26 protein-coding genes and 1 pseudogene are annotated in these 26,011 nt (G+C 66.1%); 9 read left to right on the forward strand and 18 right to left on the reverse strand.

The genetic code is table 11. The annotated features are described in order from the left end of the window. Window positions 1-20: 20 nt before the first annotated feature. Window positions 21-512 carry a MarR family transcriptional regulator gene (locus tag ACQCS0_RS00085; RefSeq protein ID WP_354156516.1) on the reverse strand — a complete coding sequence of 164 codons (492 nt, stop codon included), beginning with the start codon at window positions 510-512 and terminating at the stop codon, window positions 21-23. Window positions 513-594: 82 nt separating this feature from the next. Between ACQCS0_RS00085 and ACQCS0_RS00090 the strand changes: the two genes are divergently transcribed. Next, window positions 595-882: a YciI family protein gene (locus ACQCS0_RS00090; RefSeq protein WP_354156517.1), complete on the forward strand. Its 288-nt coding sequence runs from the start codon at window positions 595-597 to the stop codon at window positions 880-882. Between the two features lie 78 nt (window positions 883-960). Here ACQCS0_RS00090 and ACQCS0_RS00095 read toward each other — a convergent pair whose 3' ends face one another. Further along, the gene (locus tag ACQCS0_RS00095; RefSeq protein WP_354156530.1) at window positions 961-2,262 is read right to left on the reverse strand and encodes an ISL3 family transposase; all 1,302 of its coding nucleotides are present in this window, start codon (window positions 2,260-2,262) and stop codon (window positions 961-963) included. A 141-nt stretch (window positions 2,263-2,403) separates the two neighbouring features. Continuing rightward, complete coding sequence (locus ACQCS0_RS00100) at window positions 2,404-2,853, reverse strand: TOBE domain-containing protein (protein WP_354224771.1); 450 nt, start codon at window positions 2,851-2,853, stop codon at window positions 2,404-2,406. Here ACQCS0_RS00100 and ACQCS0_RS00105 point away from each other — a divergent pair. Further along, window positions 2,852-2,998, forward strand: coding sequence for a hypothetical protein (locus ACQCS0_RS00105; protein WP_354224775.1), 147 nt, complete (start codon window positions 2,852-2,854; stop codon window positions 2,996-2,998). The genes ACQCS0_RS00100 and ACQCS0_RS00105 overlap by 2 nt on opposite strands. Window positions 2,999-3,046: 48 nt before the next feature. On the opposite strand, the pseudogene ACQCS0_RS00110 reads toward ACQCS0_RS00105, so the two are convergent. The 6 genes and pseudogenes from ACQCS0_RS00110 to ACQCS0_RS00135 form a co-directional block, all read right to left on the reverse strand. Beyond that, window positions 3,047-3,393 (reverse strand): annotated as a pseudogene (locus tag ACQCS0_RS00110) (ATP-binding cassette domain-containing protein); the annotation flags it as partial. Between the two features lie 23 nt (window positions 3,394-3,416). Further along, window positions 3,417-4,241, reverse strand: a complete 825-nt coding sequence (locus tag ACQCS0_RS00115) for an ABC transporter permease (protein WP_354156323.1) — start codon at window positions 4,239-4,241, stop codon at window positions 3,417-3,419. 66 nt (window positions 4,242-4,307) lie between these two features. Then, on the reverse strand, window positions 4,308-5,111 hold the full coding sequence (locus ACQCS0_RS00120; protein WP_426939968.1) for an ABC transporter permease: 804 nt from the start codon (window positions 5,109-5,111) through the stop codon (window positions 4,308-4,310). Window positions 5,112-5,179: 68 nt separating this feature from the next. Further along, entirely contained in the window at window positions 5,180-5,410 is a 231-nt protein-coding gene (locus ACQCS0_RS00125; RefSeq protein WP_354156321.1) for a hypothetical protein, read from the reverse strand. A 272-nt stretch (window positions 5,411-5,682) separates the two neighbouring features. Next, window positions 5,683-5,850, reverse strand: a complete 168-nt coding sequence (locus tag ACQCS0_RS00130) for a hypothetical protein (RefSeq protein ID WP_354156320.1) — start codon at window positions 5,848-5,850, stop codon at window positions 5,683-5,685. 224 nt (window positions 5,851-6,074) lie between these two features. After that, entirely contained in the window at window positions 6,075-6,938 is an 864-nt protein-coding gene (locus ACQCS0_RS00135) for an SGNH/GDSL hydrolase family protein (protein WP_354156319.1), read from the reverse strand. 427 nt (window positions 6,939-7,365) lie between these two features. Between ACQCS0_RS00135 and ACQCS0_RS00140 the strand changes: the two genes are divergently transcribed. Both ACQCS0_RS00140 and ACQCS0_RS00145 read left to right on the forward strand, forming a co-directional pair. After that, a complete protein-coding gene (locus ACQCS0_RS00140; protein ID WP_354156318.1) occupies window positions 7,366-7,647 on the forward strand; it encodes a hypothetical protein in 282 nt (93 codons plus the stop codon). 205 nt (window positions 7,648-7,852) lie between these two features. Then, complete coding sequence (locus tag ACQCS0_RS00145; protein WP_354156326.1) at window positions 7,853-8,290, forward strand: glycoside hydrolase family 16 protein; 438 nt, start codon at window positions 7,853-7,855, stop codon at window positions 8,288-8,290. A gap of 236 nt (window positions 8,291-8,526) precedes the next feature. Here the strand turns inward: ACQCS0_RS00145 and ACQCS0_RS00150 are convergent, their stop codons facing one another. The 8 genes from ACQCS0_RS00150 to ACQCS0_RS00185 form a co-directional block, all read right to left on the reverse strand. Next, the gene (locus ACQCS0_RS00150; protein WP_354224773.1) at window positions 8,527-9,567 is read right to left on the reverse strand and encodes a siderophore-interacting protein; all 1,041 of its coding nucleotides are present in this window, start codon (window positions 9,565-9,567) and stop codon (window positions 8,527-8,529) included. Then, complete coding sequence (locus tag ACQCS0_RS00155) at window positions 9,564-10,379, reverse strand: ABC transporter ATP-binding protein (protein ID WP_354156316.1); 816 nt, start codon at window positions 10,377-10,379, stop codon at window positions 9,564-9,566. The genes ACQCS0_RS00150 and ACQCS0_RS00155 overlap by 4 nt, the downstream gene beginning before the upstream one ends. 1 nt (window position 10,380) lies before the next feature. Next, window positions 10,381-11,364 carry an iron ABC transporter permease gene (locus ACQCS0_RS00160; RefSeq protein ID WP_354156325.1) on the reverse strand — a complete coding sequence of 328 codons (984 nt, stop codon included), beginning with the start codon at window positions 11,362-11,364 and terminating at the stop codon, window positions 10,381-10,383. Window positions 11,365-11,486: 122 nt separating this feature from the next. Then, on the reverse strand, window positions 11,487-12,608 hold the full coding sequence (locus tag ACQCS0_RS00165) for an iron chelate uptake ABC transporter family permease subunit (RefSeq protein WP_354156315.1): 1,122 nt from the start codon (window positions 12,606-12,608) through the stop codon (window positions 11,487-11,489). A 10-nt stretch (window positions 12,609-12,618) separates the two neighbouring features. Then, window positions 12,619-13,710, reverse strand: a complete 1,092-nt coding sequence (locus tag ACQCS0_RS00170) for an iron-siderophore ABC transporter substrate-binding protein (protein WP_354156314.1) — start codon at window positions 13,708-13,710, stop codon at window positions 12,619-12,621. Between the two features lie 180 nt (window positions 13,711-13,890). Continuing rightward, window positions 13,891-17,370, reverse strand: coding sequence for an ATP-binding protein (locus ACQCS0_RS00175; protein WP_354156313.1), 3,480 nt, complete (start codon window positions 17,368-17,370; stop codon window positions 13,891-13,893). Continuing rightward, the gene (locus tag ACQCS0_RS00180; RefSeq protein ID WP_354156312.1) at window positions 17,367-18,209 is read right to left on the reverse strand and encodes a DUF4194 domain-containing protein; all 843 of its coding nucleotides are present in this window, start codon (window positions 18,207-18,209) and stop codon (window positions 17,367-17,369) included. The genes ACQCS0_RS00175 and ACQCS0_RS00180 overlap by 4 nt, the downstream gene beginning before the upstream one ends. 2 nt (window positions 18,210-18,211) lie before the next feature. Further along, window positions 18,212-19,672 carry a DUF3375 family protein gene (locus ACQCS0_RS00185; RefSeq protein WP_354224680.1) on the reverse strand — a complete coding sequence of 487 codons (1,461 nt, stop codon included), beginning with the start codon at window positions 19,670-19,672 and terminating at the stop codon, window positions 18,212-18,214. A gap of 317 nt (window positions 19,673-19,989) precedes the next feature. Here ACQCS0_RS00185 and ACQCS0_RS00190 point away from each other — a divergent pair, with 317 nt between their 5' ends. The 3 genes from ACQCS0_RS00190 (at window position 19,990) to ACQCS0_RS00200 (ending at window position 23,253) form a co-directional block, all read left to right on the forward strand. Continuing rightward, window positions 19,990-20,289: a hypothetical protein gene (locus ACQCS0_RS00190; RefSeq protein ID WP_354156310.1), complete on the forward strand. Its 300-nt coding sequence runs from the start codon at window positions 19,990-19,992 to the stop codon at window positions 20,287-20,289. Window positions 20,290-20,352: 63 nt separating this feature from the next. Further along, window positions 20,353-22,383, forward strand: coding sequence for an acyl-CoA dehydrogenase family protein (locus tag ACQCS0_RS00195; RefSeq protein WP_354156309.1), 2,031 nt, complete (start codon window positions 20,353-20,355; stop codon window positions 22,381-22,383). A gap of 51 nt (window positions 22,384-22,434) precedes the next feature. Further along, on the forward strand, window positions 22,435-23,253 hold the full coding sequence (locus ACQCS0_RS00200) for a hypothetical protein (protein WP_354156308.1): 819 nt from the start codon (window positions 22,435-22,437) through the stop codon (window positions 23,251-23,253). A gap of 85 nt (window positions 23,254-23,338) precedes the next feature. On the opposite strand, the gene ACQCS0_RS00205 is transcribed toward ACQCS0_RS00200, so the two are convergent. Next, window positions 23,339-23,740, reverse strand: a complete 402-nt coding sequence (locus ACQCS0_RS00205; protein ID WP_354156307.1) for a YchJ family protein — start codon at window positions 23,738-23,740, stop codon at window positions 23,339-23,341. 230 nt (window positions 23,741-23,970) lie between these two features. Between ACQCS0_RS00205 and ACQCS0_RS00210 the strand changes: the two genes are divergently transcribed. Then, complete coding sequence (locus ACQCS0_RS00210; RefSeq protein ID WP_354224678.1) at window positions 23,971-24,726, forward strand: hypothetical protein; 756 nt, start codon at window positions 23,971-23,973, stop codon at window positions 24,724-24,726. A 91-nt stretch (window positions 24,727-24,817) separates the two neighbouring features. Further along, the gene (locus ACQCS0_RS00215) at window positions 24,818-25,822 is read left to right on the forward strand and encodes an aldo/keto reductase family protein (protein ID WP_354156305.1); all 1,005 of its coding nucleotides are present in this window, start codon (window positions 24,818-24,820) and stop codon (window positions 25,820-25,822) included. Window positions 25,823-26,011: the final 189 nt, after the last annotated feature.

Below are 26,011 nucleotides of genomic sequence, written 5' to 3' on the forward strand. Positions count from 1 at the left end.
GTGGCGGTCCGAGCGACGGCTTATGGCCGGCTTTCAGCCTCGCGCAGGATCCAGTGGTCATCGTCCAGCCGGGCCACGATCTTTTCGCCGATGCGGGCGAGGTCATTGACGTCGCGTTCCGTCAGGGCGTCCAGCAACTTGGCGCGGACTGCCTCCACGTGGCCCGGTGCGAGCGCCTCCAAAGTGGCCATCCCGACGTCGGACAGGTGTGCGGTGGTGACCCGGGCATCTCGGGGGTGCGGACGCCGCTCCAGCCATCCGCGCTTCTCCAGTTTGGAGACCACGTGCGAGAGCCGGGACAGCGACGAACTGGTGCGGGCGGCCAGCTGGCTCATCGGCAGGAAACGGCCCTCGGCCTCCGACAGCATGGCCATGACGTTGTAATCGAACAGGGACACCTTGCCGGCGGTGTGGAGCTGGTTGTCCAAGGCAGCCGGCAGCAGCGTGTTGATGCTCAGGAGTGCCAGCCAGGCACGTCGTTCGTCGGCGTTGAGCCAGCGCGGTTCGGTCATGCGTCCATTCTAGAAGCAGAGCGTCGTTGAGCGTTCAAGTGACGCACCGGTTCCCCTGGACCCGTCCGAGTAGGCTGGCTTTATGTTTGTTGTATCGCTGACCTACAAGGTGCCCGAAGACATTGTGGACTATCACCGCCCTGCCCACATGGCCTGGGTTAAGCAGGCGTTCGACGACGGCGTGTTCCTTGCGTCCGGACGCCTGGTTCCGGCCGTGGGCGGTGTGCTGTTGTCCAAAGCCAACCGAACCACACTGGATGCTGCGTTGGCCAAGGACCCCTTCTACAGCAACGGTGTGGCCGAGTTCGAGGTCATCGAATTCACTGCCACGACCGTGGCGGCGGGTTATGAAAACCTGCTGGACACCTAGGCCTCTGGCCCCTGGCCCCTGCGCCAGCAGGCTCCGGGAAACTGCCCTGCATTCCGGCTCTCCTGACTCTTCCGTGGGTCAATTTCGGCCGGGGAGCACCGGTTTGTGACCGCCGAGGCTGAGCATCGCGAGGGCGATGAGTGCTTCGGGTGATTTGAAGCCGAAAGCGATGCGGGTGATGAGTCTGATCTTCGTGTTCATCGATTCGACTCGTCCGTTGGAGAGCCCATGCTCGATCGCGGCGAGGATCGCGGCGCGGTGGTTGACGATGCTGCGTTGGAGCTTCACGAACGCGGGGATCCGGCACCGGCGCGCCCAGGCGACCCATTTATCGAGGGCTTCGGCGGCTTCGTCGTGGGGCAGTTTGAAGATGACCCGGAGTCCTTCCTTGAGGTAGTAGGCCCGGCCGAGGGTGGGGTTGGTCTGCACGATCCAGGCGAGCTTGACCTGCTGCTTCTCGGTCAGGTTCTCCGGGTTCTTCCAGAGCGCGTAGCGGGAGTTCTTCACACCGGCTGCGCGGGCACTGTCCGGGCGGGGCGGCGCGTCTTTCGCTGGCCGGCCGCGGCCGCGCCTGGCCTCGGTGGTCCGGGCTGCCTTTCGGGCGTCGTTCCACGCGGCCCGGCGCACCTCGTCGAGGGCTTCGGTGGCCCATTTGACGACGTGGAACGGGTCGGCGCAGCGGACCGCATTCGGGCACCGCTGGGCCACGACAACGGCGATCCACGCGGCCCCGTCGGCGGAGACGTGCGTGATCCGGGCGCAGCGTTCTGCCCCGATGGCGTCGAAGAACGTGCCCAGGGTGGCCTTGTCTTGGCCCGGGGCCGCCCAGACCAGCCGGCCGCTGTCGTGGTCGACGACGACGGTCAGATACTTGTGGCCGCGCTTGTAGGAGATCTCGTCGATGCCGATCCGCCTCAGGCCGGCGAACTGGTCGTGGAGCTTCTCCGTGTCGTTCCAGACCCGGGTGATGATCGCGCCGACAGTGCGCCAGGCGATACGCATCAGCTCCGTGATGGCGGTCTTGGACGTTTGCGTGGCCAGCCAGGCGACCTGCGCGTCGAAATGGTGGGTGTGGCCGGCCTGATGCCGGGCCCAGGGCACGGCGGCGACGCTCACGCCGTGGACCCGGCAGGACACCCTCGGGGCGTCGGCTTCCAACTCGACCCGGATCGTCCCGGCGTCCAGTGCCCGCCAGCGGCGTCGACCCTGGCCCTGGTCGTATTTCGGGCAACGGCGGCGGCAGATCCCGCACCGGTTCCGCATCGAGCCTGTCGGCCTGACAGAGGCGACCAGTATCCCCGTTTCCTCGTCCAGATCGATGGCCTCGACGACCGTTTTCTCGACACCGAGCAGAGTTCGCCATAGTCTTGCATTTCGCACGCCGTTTTCCCGTCTGAAAGTTTCTGTTCCTTGAACAGTCAGAAACCTAGACAGGAAGCGGCGTGCGTTCGTTAAGGCGCGCTGAAAACGCCCACGGAAGAGTCAGGAGAGCCTGCATTCCCGGCAGTTCCCCGGAAGTACCTACTGCTCCAGAACCAGCAGCTGCGCCTTGTCCGGCTCCCAGGTCACGAACAACTCCGCGACTGGCGCGGGCAGACCCGTCGCATCTGAACTGAGTTCGCGCCCCTGGAGCTCGTGGCCGCCGGCCGTCAGGCGGTGGCGCACCGTGGCGCCCACGTTGGTCGAGGAGACCAGGGACGCCTTGCCGCAGTTGTCCGTACTTGCCTCGGAGCTGAACTTGAGGTTTTCCGGACGGATGGACACGGCGTATTTCTCGCCGGTGACGCCGCGGTCGCGAACCCTGCCCAGGCCCAGGCCGCCGAGGTCAACCAGCGCCTCGCCATCCTTGCGTTCCAGGACGATGCACGGGATGAGGTTTGTGTCGCCCAGGAAGCTGGCCACCCAGTCTGTGAGCGGGTGGTTGTAGAACTCTTCGGGCGGGCCCGAATGGACGATCCTGCCGTCCTTCATGACCACGATCCCGGTCCGACATGGCCTCGTCCTGGTCGTGCGTGACGAAAAGGACGGAGATGCCCAGGCTCTTCTGCAGCGTCTTGATCTCTTCCTGCATGTGTTCGTGGAGCCGCTTGTCGAGGGCAGCCATGTGCTCGTCTAGGAGAAGTGCGGCGGGGTTGAACACCAGGGAGCGGGCCAGGGCCACACGCTGCTGCTGCCCGCCGGAGAGCTGGCGTGGCTTGCGGTCGTCCATCTTGCCCAGGCCCACGCGTTCCAGCGCGCTATCGGCGCGTTGTCGCCGTTCGGCCTTGGGCACCTTGCGCATCCGGAGCGCGAACTCCACGTTTTGGGGGCGCTCATGTGCGGGAAGAGGGCGTAGTTCTGGAACACGACGCCCAGGTCCCGGTCGCGGGGCGGGAGCGAAGCCACGGGCTTTCCGTCGATCAGGACGCTCCCGGACGTGTGCTCCTCGAAGCCGGCAACCATCATCATGGTGGTGGTCTTGCTGGATCCGCTCGGTCCCAGCAGGGTGACGAATTCGCCGGGTTCCACCACCAGGTCCAGTTCGTCGACGGCAACTACGTCGCCGTACGTCTTGCGGACCTGCCGGAGTTCAATGGAACCCTGCGCGGACGCCGGATGACTTGGAACAACAGCCCCAGGGTGGCCACGGTGACCAACAGAGCCGAGGACACCGCGATCTTGGGGGTCAGGTTGAACTGGATGTCGGTGAACATCTTCACGGGCAGGGTGGTGGCGCTGGGCGACTGCATAAACAGGGACATGACGGTCTCGTCGATGGAGACCGAGAAGGCGAACAGCGCCCCGGAAACCAGCCCAGGCAAGATGACCGGCAGGTAGACGTGCCGGAACACGGACAGCCATCCGGCGCCCAGGCTCTGCGCCGAATTGACCAGCGCCGGGTTCAGTTCGGCAAGGCTGGCACGCGTGGTCAAGTACACGTACGGGGTGGCGATGACGGCATGCGCCAGGCCGATGGGGAGGATGCTGCCCAGCACGCCGATCGAGATGAAGAACTGGTAGAACGCCAGCGCCAGCACCACGGTGGGGACGATCATAGGCGCCAGGATCAGCCCGACGACAGCCTGCTGGCCCGGGAAGTTGCGTCCGTGCAGGCCGATCGCCGCGGTCGCGCCGAGAATCACACCGATCACGACGGCGATCGCTGCAGATTGGAGGCTGGCCGTCAGGGCCGAGGTCCAAGCCTTATCAGCGAAGAAGCCGGCGACGGCGGCGAACGAGATTCCTTCGGGCGGGAAGGTGATGTAGCGGCTGTCGTCAAGAGCAACAGGCACCACGATCGCCGTCGGGACCACCAGGAACAGGAACACCGGAATGGAAAGCAGCGTCAGCAGTCGCTGCCGGGGATTAGTTGTCTCCATGTTGGCCTCCCGCCTTGAACACTCGCTGGTAGATGGCAACGAGGATGCTGACCAGCACTGTCAGTATCACGGCCAGGGCCGCGGCCCGGAGAAGTCGGTGAGCTGGCGCGCGTAGTAGTCGATCTGGTTGGCGATCATCATGTCGCCGGGTCCGCCCATGACAAACGGGGTGATGAAGAAGCCGGTGCTGATGATGAACACGAGCAGGCCTGCCGCGGAGATGCCCGGCGTGCTGAGCGGCAGGGTGATCCGGCGGAAGATTGAGGCTTCCTTGGCCCCGAGCGAACGCGCCGCCAGGGTAAGCCGGTCATCGATGGAGGTCAGCGAGGAGAAATTCGGGAACACCGCACACGGGAGCAGGCAGTGAACCATGCCGATGATCACGGCCAGCCGGTTGTGCAGCAGCTCAATGGGAGCATCGGTGAGGCCCACCGTCTGGAGGCAGGAGTTCACGATGCCGTTGTCCTGAAGTAGCACGGCCCGCGCGAAGTTCTTCACCAGGATGCCGGTCCAGAAGGGCAGCAGCACCACGGCGAACAGGATCACGCGGGTCACCGTGCCGGATCGCCACAGCACCAGGGCAATGACGTAGCCCAAGACCACGGTGACGATGGTGGATGCCAGGCTGACGCTAAGGGTGTTGATCAGGGAACGGACCACCAGCGGGTCTTCGAGAACGCGCTGGTAGACGTTGCCGATGAAGCTCGAGCCCACCAGTTTGCCCAGCGGGCTGAGGAACAGTACGACGTCGAAGGCCAGGATCGGGGCCAGCAGCAGCCACCAGGTGGTGCACCGCCGTCGTGGTTTCTCCTGCTCCGGCGCCGCGGCGCCACCCTCCGGACGCGCGCGTTGCAAGGTCGCGTTGCTCATGTCAAGCTCGTGGACAGCGAGACCTCACCCGAGGTGAGCTGCTGGATGGGCTCCTGGTTGGCCGCGTGTTAAAGCAGGCGGTCCTTGCCGGGGTGGTGGCCCAGCACGCGCAGGGCCCGATCGACGTCGAGCGGGTAGATCTGGCCGAACGGCACGCCGTCGACCAGGAGTGCGGCCTCCAGCACGGAGCTGTCCGAGAGCTGGTTGTAGACCGAGCGCTTGGTATCGTACTTGCCCTGGTCGAATAACTGCGCCCAGTCCTTGGGGGCCTGCGCAACGGGGATGCCTTCTGGTCCCAAGCCATCACAAACAGGAAACTCAGGTACTTGATGCCGTACTCCGCCTTGGCGTAGCCGGGCAGGCCCTTATCGCTGATGATGTCGTAGTCGAACGGCTCCAGGAGGCCTTCTGGCACGGCCGTTTCGTATTCCGGGGCGGTGATTTCCACGAGGTCCCACTGCACGTCCCCGGACTGCACCTGGGCCTTGAGGCAGGCCAGGCTGGTGTTGGCCAGCAGCGTGGTTTGGATCCCCGACTGCTTGGAGAAGGGGTCCAGAATCGTCTGGGTCAGCTAGTCATTGTAGGAGCCGCCGTAGGAGGTGACCGTGACTGTCTTGTTGGCTGCCGCGCTATCGGCGGGCTTGGCCCCGCAGCCGGACAATGCCAGGCCTGCGAATGGGGTCAACGCTGCTGCTTTCAGGAGTTTCCTGCGGTCAAAATGAAGGGAACTGTCAGTCATCGCGGTGGTGCCTCTCAAGGCTGTGGCCCTCCCGGCGCACGCCAAAGGACGCCGTGTGCCGAAGCGGCAGGTTGGGGGGATTGCGCGTTCACGCTAGCATCCCGACGGCGGCGGTTCACGCCCCCCCAAACGGTCCACGCAGCGCTGAGCGGACTATAGCTGACGCGTTGAGTCGTCGTCAGTGCCGCAACAGGATCTGTGATGTTGCACACAAGTCAAGCTGTTTACAAATCACTTGCTTTCGGGCTGTTCTTGAGCACCGCGGCCCGGTCCATCAGCTTCTTCAGCCCGCGCTTCCGCGGCACCTTGACTGGCTCCGGCCAGCGCGGCGCCAGCGCATCCCCCAGCGTGACGCCCCTGATTTTGCGGCCAAAAAGCGGCAGCACCCAGTCATTAACCCAACGACGCTGCCGTTGTTCCCACTCCCGGAGGCTGAGCCGCGCCGGCGGGTCCCAGTCCTTGAGCCGGATTTTGTGGGGCACCCCGAGCTGGTCCAGCACCTGCCCTGCGAGGTACTTGTGGCCCGCCTTGGACATGTGAAGACGGTCCGAGTCCCACATCCGCCGGTCATGGAAGGCGTCCAGGCACCAGTAATCCACCAAGACCGTCTCGTATGTCGCAGAGATCTCACGGACTCGCTGGTTGTAGACGGTGTTCCGCTTCTTCAGCAGCTCCAGAACGGCCGAGACTTTGACGTCGAAGCCCGTGAACAGGATCACCGTGGCCCCGGTCCCGGCGAGTCGCGCCACGAGGTCCTCGTACTCGTCCATCAGGGCAGCCATGTCCGTGCCGATGTCCAGGATGTCGTTTCCGCCGGCGTACAGCGTGATCAGCGTGGGCTTCATGGCCAGCGCCGGTTCCAGCTGCTCGGTGATGACGTGACGCAGGCGCTTGCTCCTGATGGCCAGGTTGGCATATTCCCACCCCGGCTCAGCCTTGGCCAGCTTCTCCGCCACCCGGTCAGCCCACCCCCGGACCCCGTTGGGCAGCCGCTCATCCCGGTCCCCAACACCTTCTGTAAACGAGTCCCCCAAAGCAACAAACACCCGCCGGCCCTCACGGTCCGAAAGTAAAGGATTAGAACCCATCCACTGAAAGTAACCACCCAAAGAAACGCCAAGGTAAACGGACAGCAACAAAATGTGCAGAAGGGTTGAGACCTAGAGGCAGAGCGCGAGGGAGCGTTTGCAGTGCCGGGTATTAGGCGTGTCCATCAAGCCGCCGCCTCTGATCATCAGCCGCTGCTCAGCCTTTGTCACATTTTTGCGACCGATGGTCACGATCAGGTAACGTTGCCCGCTGGCCCTAATGCAGGGCCCCGGGCGCCCGATCACTGGACCCCCGATGCGCCCCTTCGGCGCCTGCTAGCTCCGGCCCTGCCAAGGGGCCCAAGGATGCTTTCCGCACTCGTCATCGTCTCAAGTGCATCAGTAGTTTCTTCCAGTCCTAGCCCGGAGGTATCTTGTTCAAGAAAATAGCCATCATAACGACCATGGGTGCGTTGTCCCTGACAGGATGCGGCCTAGCCCCTACGACCGATGGGGCGCCTGCCCCATCCTCGGCTGGCCGCGCGTCCGCACCTGCCACTCCAGCCCCAACTGCCGCAGCCACGGCGTCTTCAGCCGCAGCGTCTCCGGCGCCCACGGCTTCAAGCAGCGGCCAGACCCCCGCTTCGGCGGCGGCAACCCCGGCGGCAACCGTCACCCCGCCGCCGGCGCCTGCGCTGGCCGCGGCCCCGGCCCCGGCCCCGGCGACAGTGGTGCCCCCAACCAGCCAGAGTCTCGCGACGACGGGTGACGGTGCCCAGGCAGCTACCGTCTTCGGTTGGGGCCCGGTCCTGACGGGCGACGAATTCTCCAACACCGGCGCACCGGACCGGACAAAATGGAGTGTCTATAACAGTGCTGGGCATGCCGGCAAAGGCCTGCGCAGTCCCCAGGCTTGGTCGGTTGCCAACGGCGTGGCCACCGTTAGCGGAGACGCAGCCGGCACCACGGGGGGCATGTCGGCAAAGTTCGCGGAACAAAAGTATGGTCGCTGGGAAACGCGCATGAAAACCAATTCACGGGACCCGAAATACCACCCGGTCCTGATCCTCAACAACAACGCTGCCCCGAACTGTGCCGAGATCGATTATGCCGAGGGCAGCACAGTCACCTCCGTGATGAGGTTCTTCCTGCACTACGCCTGTGGTGGAGCGGATTTCCAGACCACAACGGCGACCCCCGTCGATAGCACACAGTGGCACAACTACGCGGTGGAGTGGACCCCGGCCGGCATCAGCGGATACGTCGACGGAGTAAAGACCTTCACTGACACGAACCCGGCGCACCAGCCCTCTGTCGCCATGAAGCAGACATTGCAGCTGGATTGGTTCCCGGACGGCGCCGCCACCAAGCCCTCGCAGATGCAGGTCGATTGGGTCCGCGTCTACCGGTGAGACAGGCCTTTCCGGCTGAGGGCTCGCCGGGGAACGGTTTGGAATAGCCGCGGGGCCGACTCCCAGGGTGCCGCAAGCCTCTGAGCGGCAACGAAGTAAATGAGAAAGACCCACCGGGACCTGGCGAGTTCCAGCAGTTGCAACACCCTGACTTTCGGGAGTGGCAACGACCGTGGTTCGTTAAGGTGATGATTCATCAAGATCCCGGTGGTAGGGGAAGGGCCAGAAGCGCTCGGCTAGACCTCGGCCTTACCCTGCCGCCAGTACCCCATGAAGGCGACCTGCTTGCGGTCGATACCGACGTCGCGTACAAGGTACCGCCGCATGTCCTTGATAACGGCGGCCTCGCCGGCGATCCAGGCATAGAAAGGCATGGCGCCGGCGGGCATGGCGGGGTTCTTGGTGGCCTCGATTTCGGCTGTCTCCATCCGCGCGGGCGTCTCCCAGAGGATGTCCACGTCCACGTTGACGTCTTCGGGCTCCGGGCCCGCGCCGCCGTCGGACGCTTTGATGCCCACCCAGCCGGGAACGGGGACCGCCGCCCGCACCGCCTGCTGCAGCAGCTCGCCGTGCGGGCGTGAGCGGCCGATGGCGGCACCGCGGGCAAGCCAGGTGATGTCGATGTCGGCGTCTGTCTTGAGGTCGAGGAAGTCGCCTGCCTCCGGCACTTCCAAGAGGGCGTGGCCGCTCATGTAGGACGGCACGCTTTCGAGGATGGCGGAGATGGCGGGAATGGCGGTTTCGTCGCCGGCGAGCAGGACACGCTGGGCCATTCCGGGCCGCCACTCGATGCCGCCGTAGGCCTCGGCGGTGTAGCACTGGGCGGCACGGCTGTTGGGGCCGATGAGGGTGATCACATCGCCCGGCTTGGCGTTCAGGGCCCAGTTCGCGGCCGGACCGCCGTGGCCGTCCGCGTCCAAATGCATCACGAAGTCAACGTCAATTTCCGGATACACGGCATCAAGCCGGGACTGGCGGACCGTGTACGTGCGCATCGAGCCGCGCACAGCGGGGTCCATCGCAAGCCATTCCCGGTACCAGCCGGCCTGCTCCATTTCGAAGACCGGCAGGGGCAGTTGTGTGCCGTCGGATGCCAGGGACGGGATCATCAGTTTGATCCGGAGGTCGAGGGTGTCGCCGTTAACGCCGAAGTCCCGCAGCGAGTACCCGCCAAAGGTGATCCGGAGGAAGTTGGGACTCAGCTCCTGCACCGAGGAAACGATCACCTCGAAGGCCAGGGTCATGGGCTCGGTGGCGGCGATGTCGCGGGTCTTCATGAAACGAGCTCCAGTTCGGTTGCGGTGCTGTGGTGGCGGCCGATGGGGATAATCAGTGGCGTGCCCGAGACGGGATCGGGAATGACCCGGGACGCCAGGCCGAAGACGTCCCGGACCATCTTTTCGGTGACAACGTCAAGGGGGTCTCCCAGGGCCACAATCTCGCCGCCCTTCATGGCGATGACGTGGTCCGCGTAGCGTGCTGCCAGGTTCAGATCGTGCAGGACGATAGCCACGGTGGTGCCGCGCTTGCGGTTCAGGTCCGTGACCAGGTCCAGGACTTCCACCTGGTGCGCCAGGTCCAGGTAGGTGGTGGGTTCGTCCAGCAGGAGCACCTCGGTTTCCTGGGCCAGCGCCATGGCGATCCAGACCCGTTGGCGCTGACCGCCGGAGAGTTCATCGACGTTCCGCTCAGCGAGTTCCAGCGTTTCCGTTGCCTCGAGCGCGCGCTGCACAGCGGCGTCGTCCTCGGTGCTCCAGTGGCGGAAGAAGCCCTGGTGCGGATACCGGCCGCGGCCCACGAGGTCGCGGACGGCGATGCCGTCCGGCGCTGTGGGGTGCTGCGGGAGGAGGCCCAGGGTGCGCGCCAGTTCACGGGCCGGGCGGGCGTGGATGTCCTTGCCGTCCAGCGCGACCACGCCGGCTGCCGGTTTGAGAAGGCGGGACAGGCCGCGGAGGAGGGTGGATTTACCGCAGGCGTTGGCGCCCACGATCATGGTCACCTTGCCTTCGGGGATTTCCGCCGTGAGGCCGTCCACCACGCAGCGCTGGTCGTATTTTAGGGTGAGGTCCTGGGCGCTAAGAACGGCCATGTCAGGCATCCTTTCGGTTGGCCGTGACCAGAAGCCACAGCAGGAACGGGGCGCCGAGCGCGCCGGTGATAACGCCGACGGGCAGCACGGTGCCGTCCAGCACCAAGGGGGCAAGGTTGGCCGCGAAGTAATCGGCGGTGAGGACAATCAGCGCACCCACCAGGGCCGACGCCGGGAGGCTGGCTTTTAGGGTGAAGCGCCGGGCGATGGGCCCGGCCAGGAAGGCGACGAACGAGACGGGCCCGGCAGCCGCCGTCGCCACTGCGACGAGTGCGACGGCGGTGACCACCACGGCGAGGCGGGTGAACCCGACATGGATGCCCAGCCCGGCCGCGGCGTCCTCGCCGAGTTCGAGGATGCGCAGCGGCCCGGCGAGGGCGATGACGGCGGGGACCAGGACCAGGAGCGCGAGTGCGAGCATGCCGGCCCGGTCCCAGTTGGCGGAGTTCAGGGAGCCGTTGAGCCAGACGAGTGCGTCAGCCGCGGTGCGGATGTCCGCGCGGGTCATCATGAAGTTGACTACCGCATGCAGGGCGGCGGCGATGCCCACACCGGCCAGAACCAGCCGGTTGCCCGCGGCGTTCCCCCGGTTGCCGCCGACGGAGCCCAGTGACGGACCGCGGGAGATGGCGTAGATCAGCGCTGCGATGCCCAGCGCGCCGCCAAGCGCCGCCCCGGACACGGCGGGACCGGTGGCGCCGAAGATCACGATGGCGGTGACCGCGGCCGCGCTTGCGCCGTAGCTGATGCCGATCACGTCCGGGCTGGCCAGCGGGTTGCGGAGCATGGTCTGGAACAGGCCGCCGGAGAGCCCGAACGCTGCGCCGATCATTACGCCGATGACGGCCCGGGGCAGTTTGTTCTCCATGACGATGAAGCTTGCGCCGGGGATTTTCTCGCCGCCGGTCAAGTGCCCGATGAGGATCTTGAAAAAGTCCGGAACAGTCACGGTGTAGCTACCCAAGAGGACGTACACGGTGAACATGACCACAACGCCGAGGGCCACTGCGGCGGTCCGCCCATGTTGTGCTATCAGCTTTGGTCGTTTTAACTCGGTTTTGGCAACCGGAAGTGATAGGTCAACGGGGGGTTTGGTTTCGACGAGGTTCACAGGCCGGCCCCGTTGCCACGGCGGATGAGCCAGACGAAGACGGGCGCACCCACGAGTGCGGTCATGATGCCGGCCGGGACCTCGCCGGGAAGCAGCACGACGCGGCCGATGATGTCCGCGCCGAGCAAAAGTGCCGGCGCGAGGACCAGGGAGAACGGCAGGATCCAGCGGTAGTCGGGGCCGGTGAGTGAGCGGACCGCGTGCGGAATGACCAGACCAACAAAGCCGATGGGTCCTGCCAATGCCGTCGCGGAGCCGCACAGGAGCACGATGCCCAGTGCGGTCACCCCACGCGTCAGGCCCACACGCTGGCCGAGCCCGCGGGCGATGTCATCACCCAGCGCGAGGCTGTTGAGGATGCGGCCGGTGCCGAGAATAATGACTGCCCCGACGGCGAGGAACGGGAGGCCCGGGAGCACCATTGCCCAGTCGCGGCCGGAGATTCCGCCCACCTGCCAGAAACGGAAGTGGTCCAAGGTGTCCTGGCTGGAGACGAGAATGACACTCATCAGGGAATAGTGCCCGGCGCTGAGCGCGGCGCCGGCGAGGGCGAGCTTGACCGGCGTCGCGCCTTCCCTGCCCATGGACGCGACGAGGTAAACCACGACGGCGGAGGCTCCGGCGCCGATGAACGCGAACCAGATGTAGCCGCTCAGGGAGGTGACACCGAAAAGGTAGATGCCGCTGACCACGGCCAGCGCGGCTCCGGCGTTGACGCCCATGATGCCCGGATCTGCCAGCGGGTTGCGGGCAACGCCCTGCATAGCCGCGCCGGCCAGGCCCAAGGCACCGCCAACGAGGATTCCGAGGACGGTGCGGGGGATGCGTGCGTGGACCACGGCGTGGTCGCCGTTGGCGGCGTCGAACTGGGTGAGCGCTTGCCACACAGTGGCCAAGGAAAGGCCCCGGGCGCCGATGGCCAGGGACGCTGCGGCTAACAAAGAAAGTACGACGACGGCGGCCAGCAGCCAGGCAGCTTGCCTCGTTCTGGCCTTCCCGCCGTCGCCAGCCCCTCGACCGGCGCGAACGGACACTTGGGGCCCTCGTTGCGACCCGACCGGGGCCCCAAGTGTCCGTTCGCGCTGTCCGGCGGGTGCCGCCGTCGTACTCTCCGTCATTGGGCGGTGCTTACTTCACTGCATCCGCTGCGCGGGCGATCTGCGGGAGGAACGTGTCCAGCGCCCACGGCAGACTCAGCGGCGAGGAGGCGGAGATTGCCAGGACCAGGCTCTTGTCCGCGTCGGCAACGAACGCGCCGTTCTTGACGGCCGGAATCTGGCCCAGCAACGGGTCAGCCTTGACGGCCGCAGCGGTGGCGGCATCCTCAACCGAGCTCAGGAAGATGTCGGCCTCAAGTTCGTTGGCCTTCTCGGCGGACCACGTCACAAAGACGTCCTTGGAGCCGGCGGAAGCCTTCTCGGCGACCGGGGCCAGCTTCATCCCGATGGCTGAGAGGAACTTCGGACGGTTGTCATTGGCGGTGTAGAAGCCCGTGGACGTGAGGTCTGCGGGATCGGCGTAGCCGTAGATGAAGCTCTTGCCAGCGATCTGCGGGTACTTGGCAGCCTCGGCCTTGACGGTGGCCTCCGTGTCGGCAATGAGCTTGGTAGCCTCAGCCTCCTTGCCCAGCACCTTGCCGATGATGGAGGTTGAATCCTGCCAGGAGGTTCCGTAGGCAACCTCGGGGTGGGCCACCACCGGTGCGATCTCGCTGAGCTTTTTGTAGTCCTCTTCGGTCAGGCCGGAGTATGCGGCCAGGATGACGTCCGGGGTGAGCTTGGCGATCTCGGTGAAGTTGATGCCGTCGGCCTCGGAGAACTGGACCGGAGCCTTGTCGGAACCGAAGCTGGCGCCGAGCTCTTTCAGCGCCGCATCCTTCCACGGAGTGGAGCCCTGCCCGTTGCCGCCCCATTCGTTCTTCGGGACGCCCACCGGGACAACGCCGAGGGCAAGGGCAACGTCGTCGTTGACCCAGGAAACGGCGACTACACGCTTGGGCTGTGCCTTGACGGTGGTTTCACCGAAGACGTGCTTGATGGTGACGGGGAACTGCGAGCTGCCGGAGCTGGCGCTGCTGGCGTCCGAGGTGGAGGACGCAGGGCCGGTGGAGCAGGCGGACAGTGTGAGTGCCGCGGCGGCGAGAACGGCCGTTGCCTTGCCGGCTGATTTGAACAGCGTGCGGCGGGTGGCGCTCGGGCCGGGGAAGAGGGGGGAAGTCACGGAACTCCTTAGGTGAATGATGCGAACCTAAGTAAGGGTAGCCTAGCCTGCCCATAATTAGAAAAGCTTTGTATTGCGTAATTAATAATGTCCATCCAATAGCAACGCGGGGTCACATATGGCCCTTCCCGGCGGGAATTTGGGCGTAATGTGACCCCGCGTTGGGGTATTGGAGACGGGTCAGCGGAGCACGATGTCCACGGGGTTCGCCTCGGACCGCCACTGACCTTCCGCGCCGGGCCTGGGCCGGATCACCGGGGCGGTGAGCACGCCGGAGCGGTTGGTGCGCTTGTCCCGCAGGATCTCGGTCACCGAGCCCAGGTGCCGGGACAGGTCGATCACGTTCTCCGGGGCGGCCAGGAGCAACTGGAATCCGAACTCGTGCAGCGCCTTGATCCCGGCGCCGGCAAACTCCTCAGAGGCCAGCACAAACGCCTCATCCATCATCACGGTGCCGTAGGTGGTGAATCCCTGCTCGGCTATGCCCAGCTGATAGCTCAGCGCCGCGGCCATAATGAACGCCGTGAAGCGCTGCCGCTCGCCGCCGGACATGGAGCCGGTGTCCGCGTGCATGTAAACGTCGGTCCGCTTGCCGCCGCCACTCTTGGCGCCCTTTCCGCCTGACGCCGGCCCGGTCACGTCCCGGTGTTCCTTGCACTGGATGAACAGGTGCCCGCGGACGTCCAGCACTTCGGCGCGCCAGCGCCGGTCCTCGGGGGTGGGTGAGCCCAGCCGCTTCACGAGCGTTTCGAGGGTCTTGTACCGGGCGGTGAGCTCGGCGTCGTCGCCTCCCCCCGCTTCCGGGCCGGAACCCGCGCGGGCGGGCCGCGTGTGCCGGGCCTTCAGCGCGTTCTGGATGGCGTCCTTGAACTGCTTGGCCGTGGCCGGCAGGGTCTGCTTGATGTCCAGCTCCAGGAAGCTGCCCTCATGGAAGTTGACCTCGGACAGGATGCCGTTGAGCGGCAGGATACGGCTGGTGATGGACCGCCGCTCCTCGTCCAGCAGGTGCAGCAGCGTGCTGAACGATTCATGCGTGCGCTGGTTGAAGAACTGCCGGAACTCGGACTCCTGGGCGGGCAGGCCGTCGCTGATGATGGCGTGGTAGCGGCCTTCGAACTCCCCCGCGGCCCCGATGGAGGTGCCGTGGTCCGCGGAGATCGCGGAGCCCCACTCGCGCACAAACCCCTCGAAGATCCGGGTCAGCCGCTCGGATGTTGCCTGCCCGCGCGTCTCGGCGGCGTGTAGCTCCCCGAGCAGCGCCGTCCGGACGCGGTTGGCCAGGTTGTCCAGCTCATGCATCTCGCCGACGTCGCCGAAGTCGGTGAAGTACGGTTCCAGCGCGGTGACGGTGGCGGCCGACGGCGGCGCCTGCTCAAGGCGGGCACGCGCGGCTTCCAGCAGCGAATCGGCGGCGCTCATTTGCCGGTCCAGTGCCTTGTATTCGCTCTGCAGGACGGCTGCGGCCTCGGTGCTGGCCTGGTGCTTCTGCCGCGCGGTTTCGATGTTGGCCCGCAGCGGTTCCAGGTCGGCCTGGGCCGCGAGGGCATCCTTGAGCCGCTGTTCAATCCTGGCAAGTTCATCGGCGGCCACGGCCGCGGAGACCTGTTCCCAGGGCCGGTGGTCCTCCGCGATCCGGCGGAGGGCGTCGAGCTGCCGGCTCATGCCCTGGTGCGACTCTTCACGGCTCTGCGCCAGCTCGGCGGCCTTGGCGAGTTCCTGCTGCAGGTCCTCCACCTGGGCGGCCACGAGTTCCAGCTTGGCGGCGTTATCGAACCCGAGTACGTAGTCCTGGCGGCTGGTGAAACGGTCGTCCTTCTCCACCGTGTGCCGGTTGCGTTTGACCACGCCGCCCAGGCTCAGTCCCTTGTCCAGGGCGGCCAGCTCGTTGGGGTCCTCGACGCACGGGTAGGCGAAATCCAGGGCGATCCGCTCCCGGATCCATTCCCCGGCGTCCGCCACCGCACCGCTGGCGAGGATGTCCAGCTTGGTGAGCAGGTCGCCGTCGCGCGCGTCCTCCACGGCGAGGGCGCCGCCAGCGAGCGGCTTGGACACGTCCACCGCGCGCAGGGCGCCACGTACCTTGTTGTCGTTCAGGTAGCGGGTCACCGCGGCGAAATGTTCGCCGGGGACCAGCAACGTGGTGGCGAGGTTCCGGAGCGCGCGCTCCGCGGCGGGCCGCCACTGTTCCTCCCCATCGGCGAGGTCCATCAGCTCGCCGCCGAACGGCATCCGGTCTTCAGGAACGCCGGTGGCCGCGGCGATTGCCGCCCGGTTTTCAATGCTCGACGGCGGCAGCAGGGACTTGCGCGTCTTCAGCGACAGCAGCTCCTGCTGGGCTGCTGCCAGCTCACGCTTTTTGGTGGCGTGGCCGTCGAAGGCTTCGAAGCGGAGCTCTTGCAGGGCCTGCGAGTCATCCTTGAGCTCGGCCGACCTAGCGGCAGCCTGCTCGTGGGCCTGTTCCCAACCCGCATCGGTCCACTCCAGCTGCAGGCCGGCGTCGGACAGTGCCTTGCGGGCCGCTTCCTCGACCTGCTCGCGGAGCCGCAGGCCAAGCTTGGCGTTGTCCAGCGACTGCTCGATCGCGGAGATCGCGTTGCCGCCCTGGTTGTTGTAATCGGTCTCCAGCTGGCGCAGTGCCTTGGCCAGCCCGTCGCGGATGGAACGTTCCCCGCCGAGCTCCTTGGCTTTCACCTGGGCCAGGTCCTTGAACCGGGCAAGGGTCTTCTGGTGCACCGTGACCGCGAGCTGCTGCTTGTAGGCTTCGAACTCCTCGCCCGACAGCTCGCGGAGCCGGTTTGCGTCCAGGAGCGACTGCGCATATTCCTTGTTCAGACCTGGCACCGGGGCCAGCTGGTCGCGCTGCTGCCGCACATCCTCCAGCCGCTGCCGGATGGACATCAGGTTGCTGAACTCCTCCACCACGTCGTCCGCCGCGGCCAGCGTGGCCGGGGCGTCCAGGACCTGGTCACGGAAGAACGTATTAACGCTGCCGCCCAGGCCCTTGCCGGCCTGGATTACCCGCAGCAGGGGCAATGCCTGGTCCGAGCTGATGCCCAGGAGGCGGCGGAAACGCTCCGCGAAGGCCTTGTGCACATCGAAGATCTGGGCGTCCGGAAAGATCGTCTCCAACGCAGCTTTGGTGAAGCGCTTCTCCGCGATGTCCTCGATGGCCGGCAGGTCCAACGGCTTGCTGTCGATCACGTAGAAACGCCCGACGCTCGACTCCGTGCCGTTTTTGGGCAGGTCAAACAGTGCCGACACTGTGATGCGCGTGCCCGCGGCGTTATCGAACGTCAGCGCGACGGCGGACCAGGTGGCACCGGGGCGCTGGAACGCACTGGCCGAGCCTTCGCCCACCGCTTTGTCGCCCACCTTGCCGCGCATATAGGTAAACGTGGTCCGCTTGTCCTCCACGGCACCGCCGGCACGCTGGGCCGCGGCCTCGTTGGAGCGCGGCCGGGCATCGAAGACCCGCAGCATGGCATCAAACAGCGTGGACTTGCCCACGCCCGAGTTGCCCGTCAGCAGGGTTCCGTTCCGGTCCACGTGCATCGCGTGGGCCCCATGGAACGTGCCCCAGTTGACCACCTGCACCAAAGCCAGGCGCATCTGGCCGGGGTTCGTGAGGTCGCCCATCGGCAGCATGGTTGCGATGCTCACTTGGCTTCCTCCGTTTCGGGGGTCGAGGCCGTGGCGGCATCGTCATCCTCGGCACCCGGGTCGGAGTCGAGCTCTATCAGTGCTTCTGTGCCTGTGGGGTCCGTGGTGGCTGCAACCAGGGCTTCGATTTGGGCAGGGATGTCGCCGATGTTTTCGAAGGGGAGAGCCAGCGGGAGGGCATTGGAGATGGTGTAGACATCCTCCAGGCCTGTGGTGAGGAGCAGTTGGCGGGCCAGGAGCTTGGTGATGGCCCGGGTGACCACGTCCGAATCCCGCAGCGCGTCCTGCTGTCCGGCGGGCTGATAGTGGGCCACAAGCTCAGCGAGTTCCTCGCGGGTGATGGTGGCATCGGTCTGGGCCGTGACGTGGCGGTCCAACAGCATCCGCAGGCGGAGCAGCACGATGGTCTCCACCCGGCTCAGGGCACGCTGCTGGCGCAGGATGCTTGATCGGCCACTGCCTCCAATGGCCTCAGGATCCACCGGGCGCAGGACGGCGATCTTGCGTTCGTGGTCCAGCTGCAGGCCCAGGAACAGCTCGGACAGGCGGCTGCGCAGGATGATCTGGTTGTCCAGCAGCGTGGTCCACAGCTTCTCGTCGCGGCCGCCGTCAACGTACGGACCCTTGAGCAGCTTGACCAGCGCCTGGCGCACCTTCATCGAGAGAACCCCGGTATCGCCGGGAAACAGTGCCGCACCGTCCACAAACGTGTCCCGGGGCGTGACTCCGGCACCCCTGGTGATTGAGCCTGTCGAAATCCCTTGCGCCTCGGGCTCGAGCACTTGGGTGTCCTCGCGCTCCTCAACGGGAGGTGCCGCCGTCGTAATTTCTTCAGTCATCGTCAATCCTTCTTGAGGGTGACCACCGGCAGGTACGCCGTGCGGGTGGTGCCGTCGATCTGTTCGTAGTCCAGGCCATCCCAGCCGTCGCGGTCAAAGGCCGCGCCTTCCTGGAGGGCGTGCGAGAGGAGTGCGCGGATGGAGTTGATGTGCTGTTCCTCCGGCGGGAGCTGTCGCCAGGCCTCGGCCAGGGTGGACGCGCCGGCCACGGCGGCCCGGATGGCGTCGGGGCGCGCCTTGCCCGTTCTCGGCGAGCGCACGCGGTCGGAGTCGCTGAAGGCGATGGGGTCCGCCAGCTTGGGCGGCACGGCGAACTCGTCCGGGTCGTACAGCTTGACCATGGCCAGCGATTCGAACCCGGCGTTGAACAGCACCGGACCTCGGACCAGGCCCGGCCGTTCGCGTTCATACGGCAGGGACCTGATGGCCTGCTCGGCTTCGCGCAGCACCTTGCGGAGACGGACGGACTGGCGGAAGTCGTCGCTCTGTACGTATGTGTTCAGGCTTTCGCTTAGCTTGCCGTAGATCCGCTGGATCTGGCTGTGCTGGTGGCGGAGCTCGGCCACCAGGTTCTTAAGCGTCTCGCGGTCCTCCGGCGAAAGGTCGTCGGCGAACTGCCGGCCGAGGACTTCGCTGATGGCCGAACGGAACCGGACCTGCTGCTGCGGGTCTTCCAGGAACGCGGTGAAGGAGCGGAAGGTCCTGCCCTCGGGACTCTGCCGCAGCCGCTTGTCCGCGTCAAGGACCTGCGCCATGGTGGCACCCTTGCTCAGCGACTCCTCGATGATCTGGTTGCGTAACTCGCCCACCAGTTCCTCGATGCGGTCGCGCATCTTTTTGTAGTCGGCGGGCAAGCTGGCGGCGAGGTCCAGGATGTTCCCGGCGGCTTCCACGGCTTCGTCGTCGTCCAGGAGGCCGTCAAAGTCGCCGGAGCTGATGTCCTGGATGAGCTGCTGCCGTTCCCCGATCTCGTCCGCGAGGGATTCCAGGCGGGCACTCTGGTCCGGGTTGGTCTCATTGGCCAGCTTCTCCACGTCGCCCAGGAGCGTGCCCAGCCGGGAACCATTCAGCGTGGAACGCTCGCTGGAGAGGCTGTCCAGGAAAGCGAGCACGCGGGCGGCCGGTTCCGTGACCTCGTAAACGATCTGCCCCGACTGGTTGCGGCGGGTCAGGAAATGTTTGCGCGTCCACTCGTCCGCATAGTTCCTGCCGGACGACGTGCCGATGGCGGTACCACCCGGCCCGGGTTCCTGGCGCCGGAGCTGCTCAAGGAAGGAGTCGACGTCGGCGTGGAACTCCTCGAGCGGAAGCTGCGGACGTGTGCGGGTAAAGGATGCCTGGAGCACCGCAATCACCCAGGGCGCCGAGCGTGTCAGGGCCCAGGCGGGTCCCTTGGTAAGGAGTTCGAGGTCCCGGAGCCGGGCACTGATCGCGTCAGCGGATGACCTGGCGGAGCGGGGCACGCGCTCTCCTTCAGCTGCTGGGGGATGGGTTGGGCAGCGCGGATCGCGAAAACTGCCAACTACAAGGTTAACGCAGACCCACCACAAGCAACGCGGGGTCACTTAGCGCCCATCACAGGGGTCAACACGGGCGCGAAGTGACCCCGCGTTGGTTGGGAACGGGGCCTCCGCGACCGCTCCGTGACCTACGGCCCGGTAGCATTGCGATCCCGTATCAACCCGCTCCCGAGGTGCGCCGGGTCTGGCTGAGTCCTGCGGCAACCCCCTACGCTCATGCTACTGATCTCAACCGAAGCAACGGCGCAGCAGGGGGAACAATGCAGTTCGACTTAAGTGCAGTGGAGACGGCCACCATGGTGTTCATCGGAACCCTGGTGTTTGCCCTGGTCCTGGTGGGTTTCGTCCTGACAGCAGGCTTCCTGGCCCTGGTCATGGTTGGCGTGGGCAAGCTCGCCTGGTTCCTCGCCGCCACGACGCTGCTGACGGTGGTCCACGAGATCAACAGCGGCTGGGACAGGCTGGTCCACCACGCCTCCACCGGATCCCCGGGGGACTTCCAGGGCCAGCCATCCCCTAGCACTGGAAGCTACCCGCGGGTAATGTTGAGAGACAGCTGAGGGGTTCTCCAACCCGGCGGATCCATGGCTTGAACCGGCCATCCCGGGCAGAGGAGATACCCCATGAGCTCCGCCACTGACAGTCCCGCCACGAACCCGCCCGCCACCCATCTTCCGGCCACCGACGCCCTGGACGCCGAAGTCCCCGTCGCAACCGCCAATATCGGGTCCGGAGCCACCGCGGCGGATGCCCGCGCCCTTGCTGAAGCCTCCCGCGAGCTCGACTGGGACCGGCCCAGCTTCGCCAAGGGACTCTACCTGGGGAATTTCGACCTCAGCCTCATCCACCCCTGGCCGAAAGCGAACGCCGATGACGTGGAACGCGGTGAGGCCTTCATGGAGCGCCTCACCGCGTACGCCCGCACCATGTCCGGGCGCGTGATCGAACGCGAGGCCCGGATCCCGGACGAGTACCTCCAGGGCCTGGCGGGCCTGGGCGTCTTTGGCATGAAGATCCCGCAGGAGTACGGCGGACTCGGCCTGTCCCTGGTCTACTACGGCAGGGCCCTGGCGCTGCTCGGCAGTGTCCACCCCAGCATCGGCGCCCTGATCTCCGCGCATCAGTCCATCGGTGTCCCCGAGCCCGTGAAGGTCTTCGGCACGCCGGACCAGAAACGCGAGTACCTGCCGCGCTGCGCCGCCGGGGCCATCACCGCATTCCTCCTGACCGAACCGGACGTTGGCAGCGATCCCGCCCGGATGGGCAGCACCGCCGTTCCCACGGACGACGGCGGGAGTTACGTTCTGGACGGCGTGAAGCTTTGGACCACCAACGGCGTGATCGCCGAGCTGGTGGTGGTGATGGCCGTGGTGCCGGCCCACACCGATGCGGACGGCACCGAACACAAGGGCGGCATCAGCGCCTTTGTGGTGGAAATGGACTCCCCCGGCATCACCGTGGAGAACCGCAACACCTTTATGGGGCTGCGCGGGATCGAGAACGGCGTCACCCGGTTCCACCAGGTGCGGGTGCCCGCGGCCAACAGGCTGGGCCGCGAGGGCCAGGGCCTGAAGATCGCGCTCACCACCCTGAACACGGGCCGGCTTTCCCTGCCTGCGTTGTGCGTCGCGTCCGGCCGCTGGAGCCTGAAGATCGCCCGGGAATGGTCCAACGCCCGCACCCAGTGGGGCCAGCCGGTGGGCAAACATGAGGCCGTGGGCAAGAAGATCGCCTTCATCGCCGCGTCCGCCTTCGCCCTGGACGCCGTCTTCGAACTGTCCGCGGAACTCGCCGACGCCGGACAGAAGGACGTGCGGATCGAGGCGGCCCTGGCCAAGCTGTGGTCCTCCGAGATCAGCTGCCGGATTGCCGATGAACTGGTCCAGATCCGCGGCGGCCGAGGCTTCGAGACGGCGGACTCCCTGGAAGCCCGGGGCGAACGCGCGGTTCCAGCCGAGCAGCAGCTGCGCGACCTCCGGATCAACCGGATCTTTGAGGGCTCCTCGGAGATCATGAAGCTCCTGGTTGCCCGCGAGGCCGTGGACGCGCACCTTGCCGCGGCCGGCGATCTCGCGTCCGTGGACGCGAGCCTGCAGGACAAGGCGAGGGCCGCCGTCGGGGCTTCCGGCTTTTATGCCCGGTGGCTGCCCAAACTCGTTGCCGGCGCCGGAATGGACCCCCGGTCCTACAGCGACTTCGGCAGGCTGGCCAAGCAGCTGCGCTTTGTGGAGCGGTCCTCGCGCCGGCTGGCCCGCCAGACGTTCTACGGCATGGGACGCTGGCAGGCGAAGCTGGAGTACAAGCAAGCATTCCTGGGCCGGGTGGTGGACATCGGCGCCGAGCTGTTCGCCATGGCAGCATGCTGTTCACGGGCCGAGATGATCCTTCGCACCACGCCGGAACATGCCGCCGCTGCCTACGAACTCGCTGAGGCCTACTGTGGGCAGGCCCGGGTCCGCATCGACGAGTACTTTGACCAGCTCTGGCGGAACACCGACGACGGCGACCATATCCTTTCGCGCAAGGTCCTGGCCGGGGATTACACCTGGCTTGAGGCGGGAGTACTGGATCCGTCGGAAGGCACCGGTCCGTGGATCGCCGATGCCACGCCGGGTGCGTCAACCAAGGAAAACCTGCACCGGAAGTACCGCTAGCAACTCATAAGCATCCTTGTTATCGCTGGTCACCAGTGGTTGAGTTGACGCATGAGCAACCAAACGGACCCAGAGGACAGATTTCCGCCGACGACGCGGAACGAGAATCTACGGAATGAAACTGCTCGTGACCAAGCCTTCGCCGGTGGTGAGCCCACGCGCGCCTTGGATCAGTCGCCGGCGCCCTATGCCGAGCCGGACTACGCCGAGCAGGGCTATGCCCCGGCTGCCCAAGCGCCGGTGGCCGACTCTTCAGTGCTGGATCCCCGCCTGACTGATCCGCGCCTGACTGATCAGCAGACGGCCGTAGCCAGGGAAAAGGAACAGTTCGGCGGCATCAAGGTGGGCTCGGCCTTTTTTGGCTGGCTCGCAGCCACCGGCATGGCTGTCCTGCTCACAGCCTTTGTGGCCGCAGCCGGAACTGCCGTGGGCCTGGCGAACAACACGGACGTAAACGACGCCGCTAACCAGGTAACGACGAACGGCACCGTCGGGATGGTGGGCATCATCGTCCTGCTGGCGATCCTGTTCGTCTCCTATTACTCCGGCGGCTACGTTGCCGGCCGGATGGCACGGTTTAACGGCGCCCGGCAGGGTTTTATGGTGTGGATCTGGGCGCTGATTGCCGCGGTTGTGATTGCTCTGTTGGGCATCATCGCGGGCCAGCAGTTCAATATCCTGGCCAATCTGAACAGCTTCCCGCGAATCCCCATCAACGAAGGCGAACTGACCCTCACCAGCATCATTGCCGCCGCCGTAGTGGCCTTGGTCGCGCTCGTCGGTGCCGTGCTCGGCGGCCTGGCGGGCATGCACTTCCACCGCAAGGTGGACCGGGCAGGCTTTACCCCGGACGAAACGTACAGCGGCTGAACGTACCGCAGCTGAGCCTTAGGAGGCCGACCGCGCGCGGGTGGCGGGCATAGGGCATTTTCCCTGGCGAGACGCAACAGGGCAGTCAGGCGAGCCTCACGGCGTCGACGTAGTACCAGCGGCGGTTTTGCCGGACAAAACGGCTGGTTTCGTGGTGGACTCCACGTTCGCCGTCTTGCCGGTAGTGAGCCTTGAACTCCACGGTTCCCTCAGTGTCCAACGGGCCGCCGCGGCTTGTGGACAGGATGTCCAGGCGGCGCCACTCCATGGCCGGGTCCAGCTCCAGATCCGAAGGCGCAGTATCCGGGTGCCAGGTTTTTCGGAGGTATTCGGTGTCCAGCAGGACAAACGCGCTGTAGCGGGAGCGCATCAGCTGCTCTGCCGTGGCCGCGTCGGCCCCGCCACCATGGAACCGCCCGCAGCACTCCGCGTAAGCCTCGCCGGACAGGCAAACGCACGGGCCGGCGTTAATCGGATTCTCGGGCATGGCGCTCCTGTCTCGGTTGGCCGGACCGCATTCCGGCGGCCTGGTGGATCCCTTTCGACTATAGGGCGCGGCCGGTGTTGTCATATCCGGTAACAGCTTCGAAACAACCTCGGACGAACCCCGCCCGGAGCCCGCCGGACGGAAAAATAGTCCGTAAGGTGGTAGGGGGCTGTTGCCCGTGGTGATGAGTGCCGGGACGGACTCCGCCGCCGGCAGAGAGGAGAGATGACATGGGAGATTCAACGACGATCGCTCTCAACCTGACTTTTTTCGGCACGCTCGGCCTGGCGTTCCTGATGTTTCTGGGCCTGTTCCTGCTGGTTGTCATCACCTTGCTGCTTGCCGGCGTCGGGCGGCTGTTTGCCTTGACCGCGATGGCCTTTTTCGGCCGGCTCCCGAAAAACGAAACCCTCCCCCTGGTCCGGCTGACCGGCGAGCCCGGGCCGCCGTCGGACGCCCCTCCTGCAACGCACGACGACGGCACTGCCGTGGCCGTAGTGAGCGAGTGGCGCAAGGCCCTGCGGAACGGCCGCAATTTGCTGAAACCCTCCGAACTTCGGCCCCGCTTCCACCATGCGGTGGCGCAGCACCCGATGCTTACCGCGGCCCGCAAGGAGCCGCCGGTTCTCGCCGAGGACTGGGCCGCGGCGGTGGCCGAGGCGGATGCCCGGGCCATGGCGCGCGCCCGTGCGGCCGCCCCCGAAATCAGGATCTCGGTGCGTGATCTTCCCGGTCCCTCCGTTCCCGTATCGGAGGTGGAGGCGGTGGCTCCGCTGGTGGAGTCGGCGCTGCATCAGGACAACCCAGGACCCGAGAACGCCAACCGCGACAACCTCACCCGTGAGGCCGCCGTCACTGGGGCCGCCCGCTCGTTCACGAAGCCGCCCGTCCCCGTACCGTTGTCCCCGCTGGATACCGGATCGCTGGTGTCGCTGTCCGGCCACGCGAAGGTCCTCAAGACCAAACTGCCTGCCGACCGACGCTAGGACCGCGGGGCGCCAAGGCGTCACGAACCGTCACTGCTCACAGTCCGGAAAGCCCTTACCCTGAGCAACTATCTCGGCTAACGTGGAAACCATGGAATTCAGATACCTCGGAAACAGCGGCTTCAAAGTCTCGGAAATCACATTCGGCAACTGGCTGACGCACGGCTCACAGGTGGAGAACGACGTCGCCACCCAGTGCGTGCGGGCCGCGCTCGACGCCGGCATCAGCACCTTCGACACGGCGGACGTCTACGCCAACACTGCGGCGGAAACCGTCCTCGGCGAGGCGTTGAAGGGCGAACGCCGGGAGTCCCTGGAGATCTTCACCAAGGTCTACGGCCCTACCGGCCCCAAGGGCAAGAACGATCTTGGCCTGTCCCGCAAGCACATCATGGAGTCCATCAACGGCTCGCTCAGCAGGCTGCAGACGGACTACGTGGACCTCTATCAGGCCCACCGGTACGACTTCGAGACGCCGCTGGAAGAAACCATGCAGGCGTTCGCGGACATCGTGCGGCAGGGCAAAGCGTTGTACATCGGCGTCAGCGAGTGGACGGCGGAGCAGCTCCGCGCCGGCCACGCACTGTCCAAGGAACTGGGCTTCCAGCTGATCTCCAACCAGCCGCAGTACAACATGCTGTGGCGCGTCATCGAGGCGGAGGTGGTGCCGGCATCCGAAGAGCTGGGTGTCTCCCAGATTGTCTGGTCCCCGATGGGGCAGGGCGTGCTGAGCGGCAAATACCTGCCCGGCCAGCCTGCACCCGCGGGCAGCCGTGCCACGGATGACAAGGGCGGCGCCCGGATGATCGAGCGCTGGATGCGCGATGACGTGCTCGCCGGTGTCCAGGACCTCAAGCCGATCGCCGCGGAAGCAGGGCTCACCATGCCGCAGCTCGCGGTGGCCTGGGTCCTGCAGAACCCGAACGTTGCCTCCGCCATTGTGGGCGCGTCCCGCCCTGAGCAGCTCGCGGACACTGTGGCCGCGGCTGGCGTGACACTGGAGCCGGAGACCATGAAGAAGATCGACGACGCCATCGGCTCGCTCGCCGAACGCGATCCGGCGCACACCAAGTCCCCCGCCACCCGCGAAGCCTAGGAGCGCCGCTCCCCCGGAACTCGCCGTCACCGGGTCCACCAGCTGGCTGGGCGGCCAGGTGGCCCGGCTGCTGGCCGACGCGGGCAGCGCGCAGCGGTTTCTGGTGCGCGACGCCGGCCGCGCGCCGGAGCTCGACGGCGCCGTTCCGGCCGTCACCAGTTACGCGGACGCTGCACAGGCACGGGCCGC

Origin of the sequence: Pseudarthrobacter sp. S6, assembly GCF_050156575.1 — a bacterium.
Taxonomy (GTDB): domain Bacteria; phylum Actinomycetota; class Actinomycetes; order Actinomycetales; family Micrococcaceae; genus Arthrobacter.